The 20,089-nt window shown below is 66.0% G+C and carries 19 protein-coding genes; 14 read left to right on the top strand and 5 right to left on the bottom strand.

The window, feature by feature from the left end; genetic code table 11:
- The first annotated feature begins 3 nt into the window (after positions 1–3).
- Entirely contained in the window at positions 4–1,005 is a 1,002-nt protein-coding gene (locus tag ACZI8R_RS15235; RefSeq protein WP_463380487.1) for a class I SAM-dependent methyltransferase, read from the top strand.
- 5 nt (positions 1,006–1,010) lie between these two features.
- A complete protein-coding gene (locus tag ACZI8R_RS15230; protein WP_463380486.1) occupies positions 1,011–2,186 on the top strand; it encodes a THUMP-like domain-containing protein in 1,176 nt (391 codons plus the stop codon).
- On the opposite strand, the gene ACZI8R_RS15225 is transcribed toward ACZI8R_RS15230, so the two are convergent.
- On the bottom strand, positions 2,158–3,465 hold the full coding sequence (locus tag ACZI8R_RS15225; RefSeq protein ID WP_463380485.1) for an outer membrane protein assembly factor BamB family protein: 1,308 nt from the start codon (positions 3,463–3,465) through the stop codon (positions 2,158–2,160). The genes ACZI8R_RS15230 and ACZI8R_RS15225 overlap by 29 nt on opposite strands.
- Before the next feature lie 86 nt (positions 3,466–3,551).
- On the opposite strand from ACZI8R_RS15225, the gene ACZI8R_RS15220 reads away from it, so the two are divergent.
- Positions 3,552–4,295: an acyltransferase gene (locus ACZI8R_RS15220; protein WP_463380484.1), complete on the top strand. Its 744-nt coding sequence runs from the start codon at positions 3,552–3,554 to the stop codon at positions 4,293–4,295.
- Positions 4,295–5,770 (top strand): amidase, encoded by a 1,476-nt coding sequence (locus ACZI8R_RS15215; protein ID WP_463380642.1) that lies wholly within the window; start codon positions 4,295–4,297, stop codon positions 5,768–5,770. The genes ACZI8R_RS15220 and ACZI8R_RS15215 overlap by 1 nt, the downstream gene beginning before the upstream one ends.
- A gap of 10 nt (positions 5,771–5,780) precedes the next feature.
- On the opposite strand, the gene ACZI8R_RS15210 is transcribed toward ACZI8R_RS15215, so the two are convergent.
- Genes ACZI8R_RS15210 through ACZI8R_RS15200 form a run of 3 tightly spaced genes read right to left on the bottom strand, consistent with a single transcriptional unit; the run spans position 5,781 to position 9,387 of the window.
- Complete coding sequence (locus ACZI8R_RS15210) at positions 5,781–7,025, bottom strand: glycosyltransferase family 4 protein (protein ID WP_463380483.1); 1,245 nt, start codon at positions 7,023–7,025, stop codon at positions 5,781–5,783.
- Positions 7,022–8,587 (bottom strand): 1,4-alpha-glucan branching protein domain-containing protein, encoded by a 1,566-nt coding sequence (locus tag ACZI8R_RS15205; protein ID WP_463380641.1) that lies wholly within the window; start codon positions 8,585–8,587, stop codon positions 7,022–7,024. The genes ACZI8R_RS15210 and ACZI8R_RS15205 overlap by 4 nt, the downstream gene beginning before the upstream one ends.
- A gap of 20 nt (positions 8,588–8,607) precedes the next feature.
- Complete coding sequence (locus tag ACZI8R_RS15200) at positions 8,608–9,387, bottom strand: class I SAM-dependent methyltransferase (RefSeq protein WP_463380482.1); 780 nt, start codon at positions 9,385–9,387, stop codon at positions 8,608–8,610.
- 242 nt (positions 9,388–9,629) lie between these two features.
- On the opposite strand from ACZI8R_RS15200, the gene ACZI8R_RS15195 reads away from it, so the two are divergent.
- From ACZI8R_RS15195 to ACZI8R_RS15165, 7 genes are all read left to right on the top strand, one after another.
- Positions 9,630–10,430: an electron transfer flavoprotein subunit beta/FixA family protein gene (locus tag ACZI8R_RS15195; protein ID WP_463380481.1), complete on the top strand. Its 801-nt coding sequence runs from the start codon at positions 9,630–9,632 to the stop codon at positions 10,428–10,430.
- Between the two features lie 50 nt (positions 10,431–10,480).
- A complete protein-coding gene (locus tag ACZI8R_RS15190; RefSeq protein ID WP_463380480.1) occupies positions 10,481–11,437 on the top strand; it encodes an electron transfer flavoprotein subunit alpha/FixB family protein in 957 nt (318 codons plus the stop codon).
- Positions 11,438–11,580: 143 nt separating this feature from the next.
- Positions 11,581–12,414, top strand: coding sequence for a GNAT family N-acetyltransferase (locus ACZI8R_RS15185; RefSeq protein ID WP_463380479.1), 834 nt, complete (start codon positions 11,581–11,583; stop codon positions 12,412–12,414).
- Positions 12,411–13,283 carry a lysophospholipid acyltransferase family protein gene (locus tag ACZI8R_RS15180; RefSeq protein ID WP_463380478.1) on the top strand — a complete coding sequence of 291 codons (873 nt, stop codon included), beginning with the start codon at positions 12,411–12,413 and terminating at the stop codon, positions 13,281–13,283. The genes ACZI8R_RS15185 and ACZI8R_RS15180 overlap by 4 nt, the downstream gene beginning before the upstream one ends.
- Before the next feature lie 17 nt (positions 13,284–13,300).
- Complete coding sequence (locus ACZI8R_RS15175; RefSeq protein WP_463380477.1) at positions 13,301–14,521, top strand: cysteine desulfurase family protein; 1,221 nt, start codon at positions 13,301–13,303, stop codon at positions 14,519–14,521.
- Positions 14,521–15,615, top strand: coding sequence for a tRNA 2-thiouridine(34) synthase MnmA (mnmA, locus tag ACZI8R_RS15170; RefSeq protein ID WP_463380476.1), 1,095 nt, complete (start codon positions 14,521–14,523; stop codon positions 15,613–15,615). Before ACZI8R_RS15175 ends, mnmA begins: the two co-directional genes overlap by 1 nt.
- Positions 15,612–16,637 (top strand): methionine synthase, encoded by a 1,026-nt coding sequence (locus tag ACZI8R_RS15165; RefSeq protein WP_463380475.1) that lies wholly within the window; start codon positions 15,612–15,614, stop codon positions 16,635–16,637. The genes mnmA and ACZI8R_RS15165 overlap by 4 nt, the downstream gene beginning before the upstream one ends.
- Positions 16,638–16,640: 3 nt before the next feature.
- Here the strand turns inward: ACZI8R_RS15165 and ACZI8R_RS15160 are convergent, their stop codons facing one another.
- The gene (locus ACZI8R_RS15160) at positions 16,641–17,558 is read right to left on the bottom strand and encodes an NADP-dependent oxidoreductase (RefSeq protein ID WP_463380474.1); all 918 of its coding nucleotides are present in this window, start codon (positions 17,556–17,558) and stop codon (positions 16,641–16,643) included.
- 121 nt (positions 17,559–17,679) lie between these two features.
- Here ACZI8R_RS15160 and ACZI8R_RS15155 point away from each other — a divergent pair, with 121 nt between their 5' ends.
- The 3 genes from ACZI8R_RS15155 to ACZI8R_RS15145 are packed head-to-tail and all read left to right on the top strand — an operon-like array spanning position 17,680 to position 20,088.
- Positions 17,680–18,090 (top strand): winged helix-turn-helix transcriptional regulator, encoded by a 411-nt coding sequence (locus ACZI8R_RS15155; protein ID WP_463380473.1) that lies wholly within the window; start codon positions 17,680–17,682, stop codon positions 18,088–18,090.
- Positions 18,091–18,130: 40 nt separating this feature from the next.
- On the top strand, positions 18,131–19,426 hold the full coding sequence (locus tag ACZI8R_RS15150; RefSeq protein WP_463380472.1) for an HNH endonuclease signature motif containing protein: 1,296 nt from the start codon (positions 18,131–18,133) through the stop codon (positions 19,424–19,426).
- A gap of 2 nt (positions 19,427–19,428) precedes the next feature.
- Positions 19,429–20,088: a GNAT family N-acetyltransferase gene (locus ACZI8R_RS15145; RefSeq protein ID WP_463380471.1), complete on the top strand. Its 660-nt coding sequence runs from the start codon at positions 19,429–19,431 to the stop codon at positions 20,086–20,088.
- Position 20,089 lies beyond the last annotated feature (1 nt).

Below are 20,089 nucleotides of genomic sequence, written 5' to 3'. Positions count from 1 at the left end.
CTCATGACTGCAAGCGCAAACGACGAGTCGACCGGCGCCACGAACGGTGGGGTCGACCCCGCACCGCGCCCCCACGCCACGGCGGAGGAGGTGGAGGCTGCCCGCAAGGACACCAAGCTCGCGCAGGTCCTCTACCACGACTGGGAAGCCGAGACCTACGACGACAAGTGGTCGATCTCGTACGACGAGCGTTGCATCGACTACGCCCGCGGACGTTTCGACGCGGTCGCCGGAGAACAGCCCCTGCCGTACGAGCGTGCACTCGAACTGGGCTGTGGAACGGGCTTCTTCCTGCTCAACCTGATGCAGGGCGGGGTCGCCAAGACCGGATCCGTCACCGATCTGTCTCCGGGCATGGTGAAGGTGGCTCTGCGTAACGCGGAAGGACTGGGTCTTCCGGTTGACGGCCGGGTCGCCGACGCCGAGACCATTCCGTACGCCGACGACACGTTCGATCTCGTGGTCGGCCACGCCGTGCTGCACCACATTCCCGACGTCGAGCAGTCGATGCGCGAGGTCCTGCGCGTCCTCAAGCCGGGTGGCCGCTTCGTCTTCGCGGGTGAGCCCACCACGGTCGGCAACTTCTACGCGCGCTGGCTCGGCCGTGCGACCTGGGAAGCCACGACCACCGTCACCAAGCTCCCGTTCCTGGCCGACTGGCGTCGCCCGCAGGAAGAGCTGGACGAGTCCTCTCGCGCCGCTGCTCTCGAAGCTGTCGTGGACATCCACACCTTCGATCCCACGGATCTCGAGGACATCGCGAAGTCTGCCGGAGCCACCGAGGTGCATGCGCAGACCGAGGAGTTCGCCGCTGCTCTCCTCGGGTGGCCCGTCCGCACCTTCGAGGCCGCAGTTCCGCCGGAGAAGCTCGGCTGGGGCTGGGCGAAGTTCGCCTTCGGTGGCTGGAAGAGCCTGAGCTGGGTGGACGAGAAGGTCCTGCGCCGGATCGTTCCGCGGGGCTTCTTCTACAACGTGATGATCACCGGTGTGAAGCCCGGTAAGTAACTCGGGTGGCGTATGCATTCACGCTCGAGGATGTCGAGTACTTGCAGAGCCGTGCCGGATCGGACGCGCTTCGTGAGGTGGCCGAACTCGAACTGACGACGCGCACGCGTCTGGCCGACATCGGCCGGGCGCGTGCGCGTTTCGATTCGCGCGCGCCGCTGTTGGTGGAATCGGTATTGCTCCGCCGCAAGGCGGCAGGCAAGCTTCCCGGCTCTGCGGACTGGTTGTTCACCGACGACGCGCTGCAGCAGGCGACCCCCCGGGCAGTGGCGCGCCGTCGCAGTGCTCGATTGGCGGGGCGCGCGGTTCACGACGTGACGTGCTCTATCGGCGCAGAACTGGACGCGCTGGTCGGCTCGGCCGACATCGTGATCGGCAGTGACATCGACCCGGTGCGATTGGCGATGGCGCAATACAACGTGCCGGGTGCGCATGTCGTTCGCGCGGACGCGCTGGCGCCCACCTCCCGAGGCACGGTCGTGATCGCGGATCCTGCGAGGCGCAGTGGCGGACGCCGGACCCACGATCCTGCGGCGTTGCAGCCGCCGCTGCCCGACCTCGTCGAGGCCTACCGCGGCCGTGATCTTGTCGTGAAGTGCGCGCCCGGTCTCGACTTCGACCGATTCGGCTGGGACGGCGAGGTGGAGATCGTGTCGCTCGACGGTGGCGTTCGCGAAGCGTGCCTGTGGTCGCCGGGGCTGGCCGGAGCCGCACGACGGGCATCGGTGCTGAGCTCGGACGGAACCGGCTGGTCGATCACCGACGAGGAAGACGACGAGATCGCCGAACGCGAGCCGGGTCGATGGATCGTCGATCCGGACGGTGCCGTGGTTCGCGCCGGCCTGGTTCGTCACTACGCGGCGCGTCACGGGTTGTGGCAGTTGGACCCGCGCATCGCTTACCTGACCGGCGACGAAGTGCCGGAAGGTGTGGCGGGCTTCGAGGTGATCGACCGCATCAAGTTCTCGGAGAAGACGCTGCGCCAGGAACTCGCGCGTCTCGACTGTGGTGTCGTGGAGATCCTGGTGCGCGGGGTCGATGTCGACCCCGCGATCCTGCGGCCCAAGCTGAAGCTGCGAGGGACACGGACGCTGTCCGTGGTGATCACCCGGATCGGGCGCGCGGGAGTCGCTTTCGTGTGCGAGCCTCGGACTACTTCAACACGAACAGCTCGCCGATGAAGGTGGGCGTGAGTACCTCGCCGCCCGGGCCGATCGACGTGCCGACCGTGAATCCCTGCGCCCCGGGAAGCGTGTCCTGATCGAGTGTCTCGCCGGTCTGCGTGTCGAAGGTGAGCATCGCGAGACCGTTCTCGCCCTCGCGTACCGCGGTGTAACCGGTGTCGCCTGCGGTCTGGGCCGGAACACCGAGTTGTAGGAGGTCCTTGCGCTCCCAGACGACCTCCGCGTGGTCTCCGAGGTCGCGGAGCGCGAGAAGGTGCCCGTCACTTCCGCCTGCCGGGATCAACAGACCATCGGCAGAGGTGGACGGACTTCCGGCCGCGTCGTAGCCGATGTCGTGGCTCCACTTGGGGTCACCCGTCTCGGCGTCGACGGCCCACATCTTGCCTTCGTTGTCGTTGGCGTAGACGACGGTGCCGTCCGCCGAGATGTCCGGGCTCGACGCACTGCCGCCGGGAAGTGCGTCGGAGGACCACTCCTGGGCGATCTGCGGGTTCTCGCCGCCCGAGTAGCGCATCGCCACGAGCTCGGCCTGGGGTGCGCCGGGCGCGTAGAACGTGAAGTAGAACTTGCCGCTCTCCAGGTCGATCGCCGGAGTGTTCGCCACCGGGCACTCGGGCCCACCGAGGAAACATGCGTCCAGACCCTTGTCGTCGGGCAGTGGGTCGACTGCGCCGCTGTTCTCGATGGACGGCGGCGGAATCAGGTTGTACGGAGCCAGCACCTGGCGGCCGGTCTGGGTGTCGAGGACGTTGATCTGTCCGAGCTGGGTGATGAAGAGGAGATTTCCGTCGCCGGTGAACTGTGCGGAGATGGGGGTGCCGACGACCGGGGTACGCCACCGCAGCTGGCCGTGCTCGGTGAACGAGTTCATCGCGCCGTTCTCACCGACGTAGACGTTCGCGACGGTGTCCACTACCGGAGTGGATGCCACGGCGCCCGGACCCAGCTCGCGGCACCAGCGCTTGCGGCCACTGTCGAGCTGGTAGGAGAAGAGGTTGCATCCCTTCTCGGTGCGGGCGGTCACGAAGGTCTGCCCGCTCGCCGCGACCGAGGCGTATGCGGCGACGGTGCCGCCGATCGGCCGAGACCACGCATTGGAGAGCTCACGCGAACCGGTGACGGCGCTGGTGTCGCTGTTGCGTGCGTCGGCGTGGATACCGGGCCAGCCGCCGCTCGAGAAGATGTCGATGACCTCCGGTTCGTTGGCGCAGCTGGTGAGCGCGACCGTGGTGACCGCGGCCACCGCCAGTACGGACGAACGTAGGACCCGCCGCATTCCATCTCCTCGTGATCGGTTGAACCCAGACGAGAGACTATCCCGCTCGTGCACCGGTGATCGGGCACACCCTAGGCTGACTGGCTATGACGAGCATGTGGGGCGCACCATTGCGTACTAGGTGGCGAGGATCCCGACGTGGGGACGGCGAGCAGGCCAGGTTCCTGACCGTCGCTTCGTTCAAATGGGTCTTGGCGAACAAGGCTTACACACCCTGGTACCTCGTGCGCTACTACCGCCTCGCGAAGTTCCGTCTGGCGAACCCGCACGTGATTCTCCGCGGAATGGTGTTCCTGGGAAAGCGCGTCGAGATTCATTCGACTCCGGAACTGTCGCGTCTCGAGATCGGGCGCTGGGTCCACATCGGCGACGGCAATGCGATCCGATGCCACGAGGGTTCGTTGCGGATCGGCGACAAGGTCGTGTTCGGCAAGGACAACGTCGTCAACACCTACCTCGACATCGAGATCGGCGCGTCCACGCTGGTGGCCGACTGGTGCTACATCACCGACTTCGATCACCGCATGGACGATGTGACGATGCCGATCAAGGACCAGGGCATCGTCAAGAGCCCGGTTCGGATCGGGCCCGACACCTGGATCGCCGCGAAGGTGTCCGTGCTCCGCAACACCCGCGTCGGTCGCGGATGCGTTCTCGGCGCCCATGCGGTGGTCCGAGGTGAAATCCCGGACTTCAGTATCGCCGTCGGCTCACCGGCGCGGGTCGTGAAGAACCGCAAGGAGGCCTGGGAGGCGGGTGCCGCCGACCGTGCGAAGTACATTGCCGCACTGGAGGACATCGCGCGGAAGAAGGCTGCGGCCGGCGAATGATGAAGTTCGAGGACTATCGCAGTCACGACGCCATCGGATTGGCGAGGCTCGTCGCGTCCGGCGAGGCGTCTGCCGGTGAACTTCTCGACTGCGCACTGTCGCGGGCGGACGCCGTGGACGGAGTCCTCAACACCATCTCACGGCCGATGCACGACGAGGCGCGGCGCCGGTCGGAGGGGCCGTTGGCCGGACCGTTCGCGGGGGTGCCGTTTCTGATCAAGGACCTCGGGCAGGACTATGCGGGTGTTCCCACAGGTAGCGGGTCACGCTCCCTGGCGTCGATACCGGCCGTGGAGAACAGCGAGGTGGTCGATCGCTGGCTGGGCGCCGGCCTCGTCGTCTTCGGAAAGACGAACACCCCGGAGTTCGGTGCGAAGGGGGTCACCGAACCCGAAGTGAACGGTGCGACCAGGAATCCGTGGGATGTCGCGCACACGCCGGGAGGTTCCTCCGGTGGTGCGGCCGCTGCCACCGCGGCGGGCATCGTGCCGATGGCAGGTGCCAGCGACGGCGGTGGGTCCATCCGCATTCCAGCAGCGTGCTGCGGGCTGTTCGGTTTGAAAGCCGGTCGGGGCGTGGTGGTGAACGGTCCGTCGGTTGCCGAATCGATCCACGGCGCCGGTACGAACGGCGTCGTCAGCCGAAGTGTCCGCGACTCGGCGGCCATGCTCGATCTGATTGCGGGGCCGGGGCGGGTTGCGCCGTACCAGACGGCCCGGCCGCAGGAGTCCTACTGCGCCTCGTCCACCCGCGATCCGGGGCGCCTGCGTATCGGCTACTCGTATGCGTCGCCGCTCGGCGAGCAGGTGCACCCCGATGCCATCGCTGCCGTCGAGGACGCCGCCCACCTCCTCGAATCGTTGGGTCATCACGTGGAGCACACGGAGACCGGGATCGACGAGCATCGACTCTCGCGTGACTTCCTCACCGTGTGGTTCTCGACGATGGCGGCAAGGCTCGAGACGATGCGCAATGAAATGGACTGTAGCGAAGACGATTTCGAGCTCGATACCAGGATCATGGGAGCCGTCGGTAGGACGCTGCCCGCATCGACGTACGTCGCCGCGTACAACAGGTGGAGCGATTACACGCGCCAACTCGTCGAGTTCCACGAGCGATACGACCTTCTCCTCACTCCTACCCTGGCCACCCCACCGGCTCGCATAGGCGAGTTGGCGACGCCGCAATGGATGCAGTGGGGTAGCAAGCTGGTGCTGGCGTCGAGGACCGGGTCGTTGCTCGCCCGAACCGGGCTGGTCGAACGAGTGGCCGACGACAACCTGAGGCGCACGCCCTACACACAATTGGCCAATATCACCGGACGTCCTGCGATGTCGGTACCGACGTATTGGACGGACGAAGGTCTGCCGTTGGGCGTCCAGTTCGTCGGACCACTCGGTAGCGAGGGGCGTCTGCTTTCGGTCGCCACTCAGCTCGAGGCCGCGCGACCGTGGTTCGATCGGGTGCCGGCCTGAACGCTCGCGCTTAGCGGCCGGGGAGGGGACGCTCGGGAATCTCGGGTCGCGCCAACGGATGACGGACCCGCCGCTTGGCGCCCGCGTACACCTGGACGGTGTCGTCGGCGACCTTGTGCCAGTCGAAGTCCGACGTCAAACGCGCCCGTGCGGCGTCGGCGCGCACCCGAGCGGCAGCCGGATCGTCCAGCACCTCCCGCACTGCGGACGTCAACCCCGCCACGTCACCCGGCTGAAACGACATACCGGTGACACCGTCGACGACGGCCTCCCCGAGGCCACCCGCCGTGGACGCCACGAGCGGGGTGCCCGCAGCGGCGGATTCGAGCGCGATGATGCCGAACGGCTCGTACCGGCTGGGGAGAACGATCGCATCGGCGCCGTGCAGCCAGCCGAGCAGTTCGAGGTGGTCGAGATTGCCCAGGAACGTCACCGACCGGGCAACCCGATGTGTTCGGGCCAGTTCCGACAGCCACTCGAACTGGGTACCTTCGCCCGCGATGGACAGCGTCGCCCCGGGATGGCTGCGCCTGATGCGGGGAAGGGCGGCGATCACGTCCTGCACGCCCTTCTCGTATTCGAGGCGTCCGACATAGAGCAGATGGGGTGGCCCGGATCGCGGAGCGAGTTCACGGTAGCTCCACGTCGTGAGATCGATGCCGTTTCGAATGACGGTGACGGCAGGCAGATTCGGGCCGTAGAGCGCAGTCACCTCGTCCTTCATCGAGACCGAACACGTGATGAGCGCGTCCGACTCGTTGGCCAGCCACCACTCGACCGAATGGACCTGGCGATTGATTCGCCCCGAGACCCAGCCGCTGTGGCGCCCGGCCTCCGTGGCGTGCAGGGTGGACACGAGCGGCACGTCGTAGAACTCCGCAAGTGCGATCGCGGGGTGCGCGACGAGCCAGTCGTGAGCATGGACGACGTCCGGTTGCCAGCCTTCACCCAATCCGGGGGTGCGGAGTGCGGTACCCGCCCGCACCATGGCGTGGCCCATGGCGAGCGTCCACGCGATCATGTCCTCGCCGAACACGAAGTGCGCGGGGTCCTCGGCGACGGCGACCACCAGGACACCGTCCTCGATGTGCGTGATGGTGGGGTGCGTCGACGCATCGGTCCCGGAAGGACGGCGCGCGAGCACCACCACCTCGTGGCCGGCAGCAGCCAGCTCGGTCGCCAGGTGGTGGACGTGACGCCCCAACCCACCCACGACGACCGGCGGGTACTCCCAGGACACGATGAGGATCTTCATGGCGTGCTCTCTGTGCTGTCGGTCGGATTCGTGCGGTCGAGCAGGTTCGGCTGTGCGTGCGCCGGAAGTCGGCGAGCATCCAGTCCCGGAAACAGTCCGTCTGCATTGTTCCAGCCCGCTGCCAACTGCTCGGCGCGGGTGTCCTTGCCCGCAGCGACTGCTTCGGCGATCTCACGTAGGGCGTGCGCGTGCTTGTGTGCACGATCGCGTGCGTATTCGGCGGCCGAATCCTTGCTGACCATGAACGCCCAGTCGCTCGACACGGTCATCAGAGCTTCGCGCAGCATCTGGTCGGCCACCCGGTTACGTAGACCCGGACGCTCGGGAACGGTTTCGCCGTTCACCTTGTCGATGGTCTCGAGAGCGGTGGCGACGACTTCGGAGTTGAGCTGTACCAGGTCGGCGACTTGATCTCCCGCCCATACGCGCCAGTCCTTCCCGGAACCCCAAGAAGAATCCTCGAGTTGGACGGGCTCACCGACGAAACCTTGCTCCAACGCATCTGCGAGCGTTCCGACTCGGATTCCGGCTTCGGGCAGCGCGCGCAACAACTTCTCGAGCCATTGCGGACCCTCGTGCCACCAATGCCCGAAGAGTTCGGTGTCGAAGGCGGCGACGACGAGAGCGTCGCGGCCGATCCGGCCGGACTCTTCGCGCAGCCGTGCGCGAATGGTTTCGACGAAGTCGGCGACGTGGCGGTCGACGGCGGCTGCGGCCAGTTCCGGGTCGTACGGCGCTTTGTCCGCGGAGTCGACGGTGCGTCCGGTCACGCGCGCGGGCTTGAGGCCGGTCTCGTGGTCGTAGGTGTGGAAGTCGCGGTACGCGGAGTGGCCCGGGTAACCCGATTTCGGGGACCACACCCGGTAGCTGACCTGCAGATCTCTACCGAACGCGACGACGTCCGATTCCCGAACCGGGCGGCCGAGGGAGGTGTCGCCCCGTAGCGCGGGGCCGTCCACCATGAAGTGAGTGACGCCCGCGTCCTGGTAGCCGGCCTCCATTCCAGGTGTGTAGCCACACTCCGGACCCCAGATTCCGGTGGGGGTGTGACGCCACCGTGCGTGTGCGTCCGCCAGGCCTTCGCTGAGCGAGTAGGCGCGGAGACGGGGGTCGAGGAGTGGCTGAAACGGGTGGGCGAGGGGGCCGCCCAACAGTTCGATGGCCTGTCTGTCGATCAGGTCCCGCAGTACGGGGGACCCGCCGTGCCGCCAGCGAGTCTCGAAATCCTCGATCGCAGCCGACGCGGCGCGATGCTCACGGGCGCCGAGGTCGCGGTGCGCGGCATCGGGCATCCCGGCTGCTTCGTGCGCTCGGATCTGCCAGTTTCCCAGCCAGTGGTGCATACCGGACAAGCAATGTGGGTCGTCCAGCTGTGCGGCGAGCACCGGCGTGACGCCAAGGGTGAGCATGTTCGAGCGGCCCTCGTCCGAGAGTCGGCGCAGGGCGGCGGTCAAGGGTAGGTACGTCGCCGCCCACGACTGGTAGAGCCATTCCTCGCCGACGGGCCACCGGCCGTGGTTGGCCAACCACGGCAGATGCGAGTGCAGGACCAGGGCGAACATGCCCGGTTCGGTGTGCTCGGTCACGAAACAGGGTCCTTCACCGCGATCGCCACGAGGTCGAGGCTGTCGTCGATGTCGGGAACGCGCAGGGTGAAGTCGTCTGCCGTGATGCCTTCCACGTCGCGGGTGAGGTCGGCGGGCCACGGCTCGCCGGCGAGTGCGCGGTCGATCTGGGCGTTGATGAACGATCCGCCGTGCTTCGAATCCAGTTCTCGAAGACGTTCGCCGTGGTGGACACCGGTCATCTCGGAGACGGTGAAGCCGGCCTCGACCAGTAGTTCGGTCAACTCGGCGGCGTTGAGCTCGCGCGTGTGGAAGGGATTGAGCGGGGTGTCACGGCCGGGGGAGAAGGTGATCCGGTTGGGCGTACTCACCAGCAGCTCGCCACCGGGCTTCAGAACCCGGAAGCATTCGCGCAGGAACTGGGCTTGATCCCACAGGTGCTCGATCACCTGGAAATTGACCACGATGTCGACCGACGCATCCTCGAGGGGCAAAGCGGCGAGGTTGCCGTGCACCATCTCGATACGCGGGTAGCGCGAGCGGACGTGCTCGACAGCGGACACGTCGTAGTCGAGGCCTGTCACCTTGGTGGCTACGTCGGCGATCATGTTGGCGCCGTAGCCTTCTCCGGAGCCGGCTTCGAGGACGGTCCGGCCCGCGCAGCGTGACAGGAGATCGCGGTAGACGACTTCGTGTCGCCGGAACCAGTAGTTCTCTTCGGGAATTCCGGGCACCGTTCGCTCCCCGGTCAGGGGCAGCGGTGCGCCGTCACGGTCGCCGACAATTGATTCGCTCACCACTGCGAGGTTAGTGCCCTCGGGGTTGGAGCCTGTCGTCGTGGTCCACATCACAGCAGTAAATCGCCCTTTCGGCCGTTATGGTGAACGAGGTTTGCACTCAAGTTACCGCCGGGTAACTTGGCGTGAGGTAATCTAACGCACAGCCGACGTGCGACGAACGACCGAAATACGAGAGCTCGGCCTGCGCCAAGCAGCTCACGACAACCAGGTAAATACACACAGGAGGTCGACGAAGACCCATGACGAACATCGTTGTTTTGATCAAGCAGGTCCCCGACACGTGGTCCGAGCGCAAGCTCACCGACGGCGACTTCACACTCGACCGTGAGGCTGCCGACGCGGTGCTCGACGAGATCAACGAGCGCGCCGTCGAGGAAGCACTCCTGATCAAGGAAGCGCAGGGCGGCGAGGTCACCCTCCTGGCAGCCGGTCCCGACCGCGCCACGGATGCCATCCGCAAGGCACTCTCCATGGGCGCCGACAAGGCCGTGCACATCAACGATCCCGCTCTGCACGGCTCCGATGCCGTTCAGACCGCATGGACGCTCGCGGCTGCGCTCGGTCAGATCACGTTCGAGAACGGTGAAGCTGCCGACATCATCATCGCCGGCAACGAGGCGACCGACGGTCGCGTCGGCGCTGTCCCGGCGATCATCGCCGAGTACCTGGGCATCCCGCAGCTCACCCAGCTCCGCAAGCTGACCGTTGCCGACGGCACCGTCACCGGCGAGCGTGAGACCGACGAGGGTGTCTTCGGCCTCGAGTCCGGGCTGCCCGCGATCGTCTCGGTCAACGAGAAGATCAACGAGCCGCGCTTCCCCTCCTTCAAGGGCATCATGGCCGCGAAGAAGAAGGAAGTTCTCGTCTACACCCTGGCCGACCTTGGCGTCGATCCCGACACCGTCGGTGTCTCCAACGCGGCCACCACAGTCACCGCCTCCACCCCCAAGCCCCCCCGTACCGCTGGTGAGCGCATCGCCGACGAGGGCGACGGCGGCAGCAAGATCGCCGCATACCTCGTGGCTCAGAAGATCATCTGATCGCGCCCCTCTCGGACAAACCAGCAGACATACACAGGGAGTAGTTAGTCATGGCAGAAGTACTTGTGCTCGTCGAGCACGCAGAGGGTGCACTCAAGAAGGTCAGCACCGAGCTCCTCACCGCTGCACGCCAGCTGGGTGAGCCGTCCGCCGTCGTCACCGGCCCCGCCGGCACTGCCGACAAGCTCGCGGACGCACTCGCCGCTGCCGGTGCAGAGAAGATCTATGTCGCCGAGTCGGGCGACATCGACGGCTTCCTCGTCACCCCGAAGGTCGATGTGCTCGCCGGAATCGTCGAGTCCGCATCGCCCGCCGCGGTGATCACCGCCGCCAGCATCGAGGGCAAGGAGGTGTCCGGCCGTCTCGCCGCACGCCTGGGCTCCGGCCTCCTCGTCGACGTCGTCGAGGTCAAGAGCGACGCCAGCGTCGTTCACTCGATCTTCGGTGGCGCGTTCACCGTCGACGCCAAGGCAAACGGCGACGTCCCGGTCATCTCGGTTCGCCCGGGTGCCGTCGAGGCGCAGCCGCAGGCCGGTGCCGGCGAGAAGGTTTCCGTCGAGGTTCCCGCTCAGGAAGACGGCGCAGTCAAGATCACCTCGATCGATCCGATCGTCGGTGGCGACCGCCCCGAGCTCACCGAGGCGACCGTGGTCGTGTCCGGTGGCCGTGGTGTCGGCAGCGCGGACAAGTTCTCCGTCGTCGAGGAGCTCGCCGACTCGCTCGGCGCCGCAGTCGGTGCCTCGCGTGCCGCAGTCGACTCGGGCTACTACCCGGGCCAGTTCCAGGTCGGTCAGACCGGCAAGACGGTCTCGCCGCAGCTGTACATCGCGCTCGGCATCTCCGGCGCCATCCAGCACCGTGCCGGTATGCAGACCTCGAAGACCATCGTCGCTGTGAACAAGGACGAAGAGGCTCCGATCTTCGAGATCGCGGACTACGGCATCGTCGGCGACCTGTTCAACGTCGCCCCGCAGCTCACCGACGCCGTCAAGAGCCACAAGGGCTAGACAGACCGGTTCTCGGACCGCAGCGCCCCCGTTTCCTCAGGGAAACGGGGGCGCTGCGCTTTCTCGGCATCGTTCACCCGTCCTGCATCGACATGACACCTCGCCGATGCCGCAGGTCTGCACTGGCTCGGTAAACCTGCGCCATGACAACTTCGTCAGTTCTGAGTACGCCCCGCAGCTCCGTCGATTCCGTTGTTTCCTCGCCCAAGTATTCGCTGGTCGTCTCTTCCGATCGGGAACATCGGGTCATCGCCCAGCGCCTCCGATATCAGGTGTTCGCCTCCGAGCCCGGATTCGCGATACCGGAGAACGTCGATGGTCTCGATGCGGATCGTTTCGACGACTTCTGCGATCACCTCTTGGTCCGGCACGACGCGACGGGAGAGATCGTCGGCTGCTACCGGATGCTTCCGCCCGACGCTGCCCGTGCGGCGGGTGGCTACTACACCGCCACCGAGTTCGAGATCTCCGGCCTCGCACCCGAAGAGAACCGCTTCGTCGAGATGGGCCGCGCCTGTGTTTCTCCGGACCACCGGTCCGGATCGGTTCTCAGCCTCATGTGGTCCGGAATCCTGCACTACCTCGAGCTCACCGGATACGAGTGGGTCATGGGCTGCGTGTCGGTTCCGATGCAGGAAACACCCGGTGCCCCGGCAGGTTCCAACGTGCGCGGCGTGCGGGATCAGTTGCTGCGCAAGCACGGCAACGAACCGGATCGCCGCGTGACGCCGTACCGCCCGGTGGTCGTCGACGGCAAGGGTCTCGACGAGCTCGAGCCACCGGAGAAGGTGTCCGTACCGCCTTTGCTGCGCGGATACCTTCGTCTGGGCGCCAAGATCTGTGGCGAGCCCGCGCACGACCCCGACTTCGGAGTCGCGGATTTCGTTGCCGTCCTCGGACTCCACGAGACCAATCAGCGCTACCTCGACCGACTCCGATCCGCCTCGGCGAATCTCGAATCCGGCGCACTCGGATGAGCACCGCTGCGCAGCACGCCTGGATGCCGGCCAGTCCGTGCGGCGACGGCTGCCTCCCGGCCGATCAGGATCGGGTGTCGCGGCTTACCGTGATCGCCCGTTGGATCCTGGTCGTGTCGGCGCTGGCCACCGCGCCGGTGTTGAGCGCCGGATGGCTGCTTCCGCGAAATCTGCGGTCCGCCCTGCAACGTGGCTACGCACGGATGCTGCTGCGCTGTGTGGGCATGCGTTTGCGAGTGGCCGACGAACGGGGGAAGCGTCGACCCGAGGGCGGGGTCATGATGGTCGCCGGCCACGTGTCCTGGACCGATGTCCTCGTCTTGAGTGCTATTGCCCCCGCCAACTTCGTTGCCCGTGGCGACCTGCTGGACTGGCCGGTTCTCGGCTCCCTCGCACGGCGGATGCGGGTCATTCCCATCGCGCGTCACGACCTCCGTTCGCTGCCCGCCACGATCGAGGTGGCGGCCGAGCGGCTGCGGTCGGGCGAGCGGGTCGTCGTGTTCCCGGAAGGCACCACCTGGTGCGGACGGGCGTACGGCGGGTTCCGCCCCGCGATGTTCCAAGCCGCAATCGACGCGGAGTGCCCCGTACAACCGATCGCTCTTCGGTACTCGTGCAGTGACGGTGCTCTCACCACCGGACCGTGCTTCGTGGGTGAGGAGACGATCGGGCAGTCCATCGGCCGCATCATCCGGCAGAAGAACGTCACAGCTCAGGTCCGGCTCACGCCCATCGAATATCCGGGAGAATCCCGCCACGACCTCGCTGCACGCGCCGAGCGGGCGGTGCGAGGAGCCGAGCGTATCGACCTGGCAGCCCACAACATCCTCGATCCGAGCGTCGAGGCGCAGGAGAGCCTGGTCGCCTAGGTTATCCTGGTCGGGTCATGACGTCTGCTCGCACCGCCGCTTCCCCGGTCTACCTGGACCATGCCGCCACCACCCCGATGGTGTCGGAGTCTGTTCGGGCCATGACCGACATCTTCGCAACCGTCGGCAACGCGTCGTCGCTGCACGGTTCGGGCCGCGCGGCGCGTAGACGGGTCGAGGAGTCACGCGAATCCATCGCCGCGAACCTGGGGGCCCGACCTTCCGAGGTCATCTTCACTGCCGGCGGCACGGAGAGCGACAACCTCGCCGTGAAGGGCATCTACTGGGCGCGACGAGATGCCGAATCCGTGCGCAACCGCATTGTCGCCAGCCCGGTCGAGCATCATGCGGTTCTCGACGCGGTGGAGTGGCTCGAGAAGCACGAAGGCGCAGTGGTCACGTGGTTGCCCGTGGACGAGGTGGGCCGGGTCGACCCCGAAGCGCTTCGACACGAACTCGAACTCCACGCGGACGACACGGCTCTCGTGACGATCATGTGGGCCAACAACGAGATCGGCACGGTGATGCCGATCGCGGAGCTTTCGGCGGTCGCATCCGAGTTCTCGATTCCCATGCACAGCGATGCGATTCAGGCGGTCGCTCACCTTCCTGTCGACTTCCATGCGAGTGGCCTTTCCGCGATGAGCGTCGCTGCGCACAAGTTCGGGGGACCGCAGGGCGTGGGAGCGCTGTTGCTCGGACGTCAGGTCCCGTGCGTTCCGCTCTTCCACGGGGGAGGGCACGAGCGTGAACTTCGATCCGGAACGCCGGACACCGCAGGTGTGGTCGGTATGGCAGCCGCACTTCAAGAGGCCACCGACGCGATGACGACCCGCACGAGGCATCTCGCGCAACTGCGAGACCGACTCGTGGCCGAGGTGCAGCGAGTGGCACCCGAAGCTGTTCTCAACGGCCCGACCGGTGACGCCAGATTGGTGAGCAATGCACACTTCACGTTCCCTGGGTGCGAAGGTGACTCACTCCTGATGTTGCTGGATGCGGCAGGAATCGAGTGTTCGACCGGATCTGCGTGCACGGCCGGGGTCGCACGGGCGAGTCACGTACTCGTCGCAATCGGAACCGATCCGGTCACGGCCCGTGGGTCGTTGCGGTTCTCGCTCGGCCACACATCGACAAACGACGACGTGGACGCGCTGATCTCGGCGCTGCCACAGGTAGTGGAGCGCGCCCGCGCAGCCGGTTTGGCCGGCGTCGGATCGCGCGGAGGAGGTAACTGATGCGCATTCTCGCAGCCATGAGTGGTGGAGTGGACTCGGCGGTCGCTGCGGCCCGTGCGGTCGACGCAGGTCACGACGTCGTGGGAGTCCACCTCGCCTTGTCCACGGCGCCTGGGGCGCTGCGCACAGGGTCTCGCGGATGCTGCTCGAAAGAGGACGCCGGCGACGCCCGCCGTGCCGCCGACGTTCTCGGAATCCCCTTCTACGTCTGGGACTTCGCGGAACGCTTCAAAGAAGACGTCATCGACGACTTCGTCGCGTCCTACGCGGCCGGCGAGACCCCGAACCCGTGCCTGCGCTGCAACGAGAAGATCAAGTTCTCGGCGTTGGCCGAGCGGGCATCTGCGCTCGGCTTCGATGCTGTGGCAACGGGTCACTACGCCCGCCTCGACGAGGGTGTGCTCCGACGCGCGGTCGACGGTGACAAGGATCAGTCCTATGTGCTGGGTGTTCTCACCTCGAATCAGCTGTCGCGCGCGATGTTCCCGATCGGCGATACGCCGAAGGATCGCATTCGCGAAGAGGCCGCAGAACGTGGCCTGGCCGTCGCGAACAAACCGGACAGCCACGACATCTGCTTCATTCCGTCCGGTGACACCCGGGCGTTCCTGGGGGCTCACATCGGTGTTCGACCCGGCAGCGTGGTCGACGCGGATTCGGGCGAGGTTCTTGCCGAACACGAAGGTGTGCACGGATTCACGATCGGCCAGCGCAAGGGACTCGGTGTGCAGGGACCGGCCGCGGACGGGCGTCCGCGGTACGTGACCGCCATCGAACCCGAGACCGGCACGGTGCGGGTCGGTTCGGCAGCGAATCTCGACGTGTGGTCGATCTCGGCGGAGCGTGCGGTGTGGACTGCGGGGCAAGCCCCGGTCGGCCCCGTCGAGTGCACCGTGCAGGTCCGTGCTCACGGCGGTCTCGCACAGGCCGTCGCCGAGGCAGTCGACGGTGGTATCGAGATCACCCTTCGTGAAGCTCTGATGGGTGTGGCGAAGGGACAGGCAGTGGTGCTGTATCGCCCCGACTCCGACGGTGATGTCGTTCTGGGAAGTGGCACCATCGCAGGTGCCGGCGGGGCACCGAATCCGCTGTGACACAAGACGATCTTTCGGGAATCGCAGGTCTGGTCACGGGTGTCGGCTCGTGGCCGGGAACCGATCCGCTCGAGTCTGCGCGAGTGATCCTCGGGGAGCTGGGGGAGTTGCCTCACCTGGTCGAGTTGCCCGGGCGTGGACTCGGGTCGGACATGGTCGGTCGGGCTGCGGCGCTGCTCGTCGACATTCCGCTCGACGTGTCGACCACCGGATATCGCATCACGGTTCGACGAGGATCGATGGCGAAGCGGGCCGCGGACTTTCTCGCGCAGGATCTCGACGCTTTGGAAGAGGCATGGGAGACAGCTGGATCGACCGGTGGCGGCGTACTCAAGGTCCAGTCGGTCGGACCGCTGACCCTTGCCGCACACATCGAATTCTCCACCGGTAAGCGTATTCTCACCGACCGCGGCGCCGTGCGCGACTTCGCGGAGTCGTTGGGTGAAGGCTTGTCACGGCATGCTGCGGAGGTCACGCGGCGCACCGGTGCGCAGGTGATCGTGCAGTTCGACGAGCCGTCGCTGCCCGCGGTGTTGGCCGGCTCCCTGGCGGGCCGAACCCGCCTCGAAACCGTTGCTGCGGTGCCCGAACCGGAGGCGCTCGCAACTTTGGACAGCGCGATCGAGCTCTGTGGCCGACCTGTCCTCGTCCACTGCTGTGGCGATGATCTACCCACGGATCTCTTGCGCCGGTCCCGCGCATTCGGCGTCGGATTCGACGTGAACCGACTGAAGTCGTCGTCCCTCGACGGTGTCGGCGAACTGATCGACGCCGGAAAGCAACTGGCGTTCGGACTGGTGCCCACGGAGGCCCCTGCCGTCACGCCCGGCTGGCGGGAGCTCGCGACACCGGCCGTCACCTTGATCGATCGGCTCGGATTCACCCGTACCACTCTGCGCACGCAGGTGGCGGTCACACCGACGTGTGGCCTCGCGGGGGCGAGTGATGCCTGGAGCCGCGAGGCCCTCCGTCTGACCAGGGAAGTCGGTAGCGCTCTCAGCGAGGATCCCGAGTCGCTCTGACCGTCATGGCGTGATCACGTAGCGGCCACGAATTCCGCCTTTTGCAACTGCCTTGTGTGCATCGGCCACTCGGTCCAACGGCACGACCGAGTAGACCCGTGCTGGTAGTTCGCCCGATTGGGTGCGGGCGAGCAACTCTGCCAGTTGCGCACCGTCGGTGTGTGCCATGACGGACTCGATGCGGATCCCTCTTTCCGGGGACGGGGCGTCGTACGGTAGAACTCCGACGTACCTACCGCCGTCGCGGATCAGTTCGAGCGCCGCCTCTTGAAGTGTGGCTGTGTCGGCGACTGCATCCCAGCCCGGTGTCGTGACGGTGGAAAAGTCGGCACCGAGCCCGCGAACGAACTTCTCGTCCTCGGCGCGGGCGAGGCCGGTCACACGCCAGCCACGATCTTGGGCGAGCGCCACGACGTAGGTACCGACTGCACCTGCAGCACCCGTCACCAGCAGACCGTTCTCGCCGGCCGGAGCATCGCCGAGGAGTTCGACGATCTGGGCTGCAGTTTGTGCGTTGAGCGGGACGGTGGCCGCCGAGATCAGATCGAGGTCGTCGGGGACCACTGCGATATCGGTTGCCGGTACGACGAGTTGCTCTGCGTAGGTGCCGAAGTCGCGGTCCACTCCTGCGACAAGGCCGGCGACACGGGTGCCGAGGGCAAGGTCGACTCCGGTGCCTACCGCGACGATTGTTCCTGCGAAGTCCCAGCCCAGTCCGGTGTGCTCGGTCTGCTGGACCGCGCCGATGGCGTGGAAGACACCGTTCGTTATCGCAAGGTCGACGGGGTTCACGGTGGCGCCTGCGACCGTCACACGCACCTGACCAGGTCCCGGCTCGGTGACGGGTACCTCGATGATGTCGATCGAGTCCGGGCCGTTCGGAGTTCGGACCACTGCTGTGCGGAAGGTGGAGTTGGACATGGTTTCCTCCTGAAGGGTTGTGTTCGATGTCGTCATTGCTCCACTATGGGTAGGTAACTCTCCAATGGGAAGTACGCACCTTCGGGTGCGTTGGTCACCTCGAAGTAGGAAGGTGTGGGCGATGACGGCGGCTCAGCGGCGAGCACATGCGAAGGCGGAGTACGACGCATTCTTGGCGGGCTGTCCGAGCCGGAAGCTACTCGATCGAATTTCCGACAAGTGGGTCGCATTGGTTCTCGCTGCGCTCGGCAGTGAGGGGCCCCACGTCATGCGCTACTCCGAGCTGTCCCGAAGGCTTGCGGGAGTCAGTCAGAAGATGCTCACCCAGACCTTGCGATCGCTCGAGCGTGACGGATTGCTCACCAGGACTGTCACTCCCACCGTTCCCGTCACCGTCCACTACGAACTCACCGAACTGGGGCTTTCGCTCCATCACGTGATTCGCGGAATCAAGGCGTGGGCGGAACTGCACATGGACGAAGTGCTCGCCAGTCGTGAGGCGTACGACGAAGACGTGGCAGTCGCACGTTGAGCTCTGTTCAAGGCACCTCCGGTCATGTAATGTAGAACACATGTTCGAATCGGGGGGTTCTGAAGCAGTACACAGGGTGGGTGCACTCTTGACGGCGGTTCGGCAGCTGAGTCGTGATGTCGGCGACGATGTTCGCATCGATCTGCTGAGAGTGCTCGAGGAATTGAAGTCTGCTTGCGCAGGTGCGCAGGCGAAGTTCGCCGCCGACCTCGATGCGTCGGTGCGTGCGCAGCGTAGGTTCGACGGAGTGGCCGAATCGCAGTGCGGTACGGGGGTGGCGGCGCAAATCGCTCTGGCCAGAATGGACTCACCGCATCGCGGTGGTCGGCACCTCGGACTGGCGACTGCGCTGGTGCGCGAGATGCCTCACGCATTGGCGATGCTCGAGCGGGGAACGCTCAGCGAATGGCGCGCCACGATCTTGGTTCGCGAGACTTCCTGTCTGACAAAGGAAGACAGGTCGGCAATCGATCGACGTCTGTGTTCCGATCCCGACGTGCTCGCTTCGCTGGGAGATCGCGCGATCGCTGCGAAGGCGCGGGCATGCGCGGCAGAACTCGATGCCGCCTCGGTAGCGCGTAGGGCAGCGAAGGCAGTCGGTGAGCGACGAGTCACTGCGCGTCCGGCGCCCGACACCATGGTTCATCTGAGCGCGCTTCTTCCCGTCGCGCAGGGTGTCGCCGTGCATGCCGCCCTCGGAAGGAGTGCCGATTCCATTTTGGCAGCAGGGGATTCGCGTAGCCGCTCGCAGATCATGGCTGATCTTCTCGTCGAACGCGTAATTGGAACGGATGTCGTATCCCCGGTGTCGGTAACGGTGAATCTTGTTGTGTCCGACAGAACATTGCTCGCAGGCGGGCAGGAGCCCGCGCACCTGGAGGGCTTCGGCCCCGTCCCCGGAAGCATGGCTCGCGCTTGGGTGCGTGATGCCTGTCGCGCCGGCAAGGCGGCGCTGCGGAGGGTGTATGCGAGGCCGGAAACGGGGGCACTCACTGCAGTCGAATCCCGTTCTCGGTTGTTTCCGAAAGAGCTGGCCCATCTCATCGACGTGCGCGATCGACAATGTCGAACGCCTTGGTGTGATGCACCGATTCGTCACCACGATCACATTCATGGTTACGCGGCCGGTGGTGCGACCGAGGTGTCGAACGGTGCCGGGCTGTGCGCTGCGTGCAACTACGCAAAGCAGGGTGTGGGCTGGTCCGCTCGGGGCGTTCCTGGCGCGCCCGGGCATCGGCACGTGCTGGAAGTCCGCACACCGACCGGTCATCGGTACAGATCGACTGCCCCTCCCTTGCCGAGAACCAATTCGGTTGTGCCCGAAAGTATTGTGTGAGCATGACCATTTCTCGATTCGAGCCGCGGCAGGATTCTCGACCACACGATCGGCCGTGGCCCGAGATGATGTGGCCGATTCCTGTGGATGCCGAGCTGAGGGGCTCCACGGTGACGTTGACGCGACTCGACCCCGCCAAGGATGCCGAGGAACTGTTCCATGCCCTCGACCGCGACGAGGTGTGGTCGCACGTTCCCGAGCGGCCGAGCAATCCGGAACATCTCGCGGAGATCCTGTCCGCGCGGATTGCCCGCACAGACTGGGTGGCGTGGGCGGTACGCACGCGCGACGGTGTCGTAGGAACGTCGTCCTATCTGGATGTGAACCAGCACGACGCGCGTCTCGAAATCGGATATACGCTCTACTCCTCCGATGTGTGGGGGAGTGCCGTGAACCCCGAGACCAAGCTGCTGTTGCTCGGCTATGCGTTCGACACGCTGGACGCGGGTCGCGTTCAATTGAAAACGGACGTGCGCAACGTGCGCTCCCAGCAGGCGATCGCCCGTCTCGGAGCGAGGTACGAGGGGACGTTGCGGAGGCACTTTCGGCGGGCTGACGGCACAGTTCGAGACACGGTCATGTTCTCGGTGGTGGCGGAAGAATGGCCCACCGTGCGCGACGGACTGCGAGAACGGGTCGGGCTCGTCGGTGGCAACGGATAAT

It is taken from the genome of Rhodococcus huquni, assembly GCF_055231055.1.
Note: the sequence above shows the minus strand (reverse complement) of the source record. Positions and strands in the feature narration are given on the sequence as shown.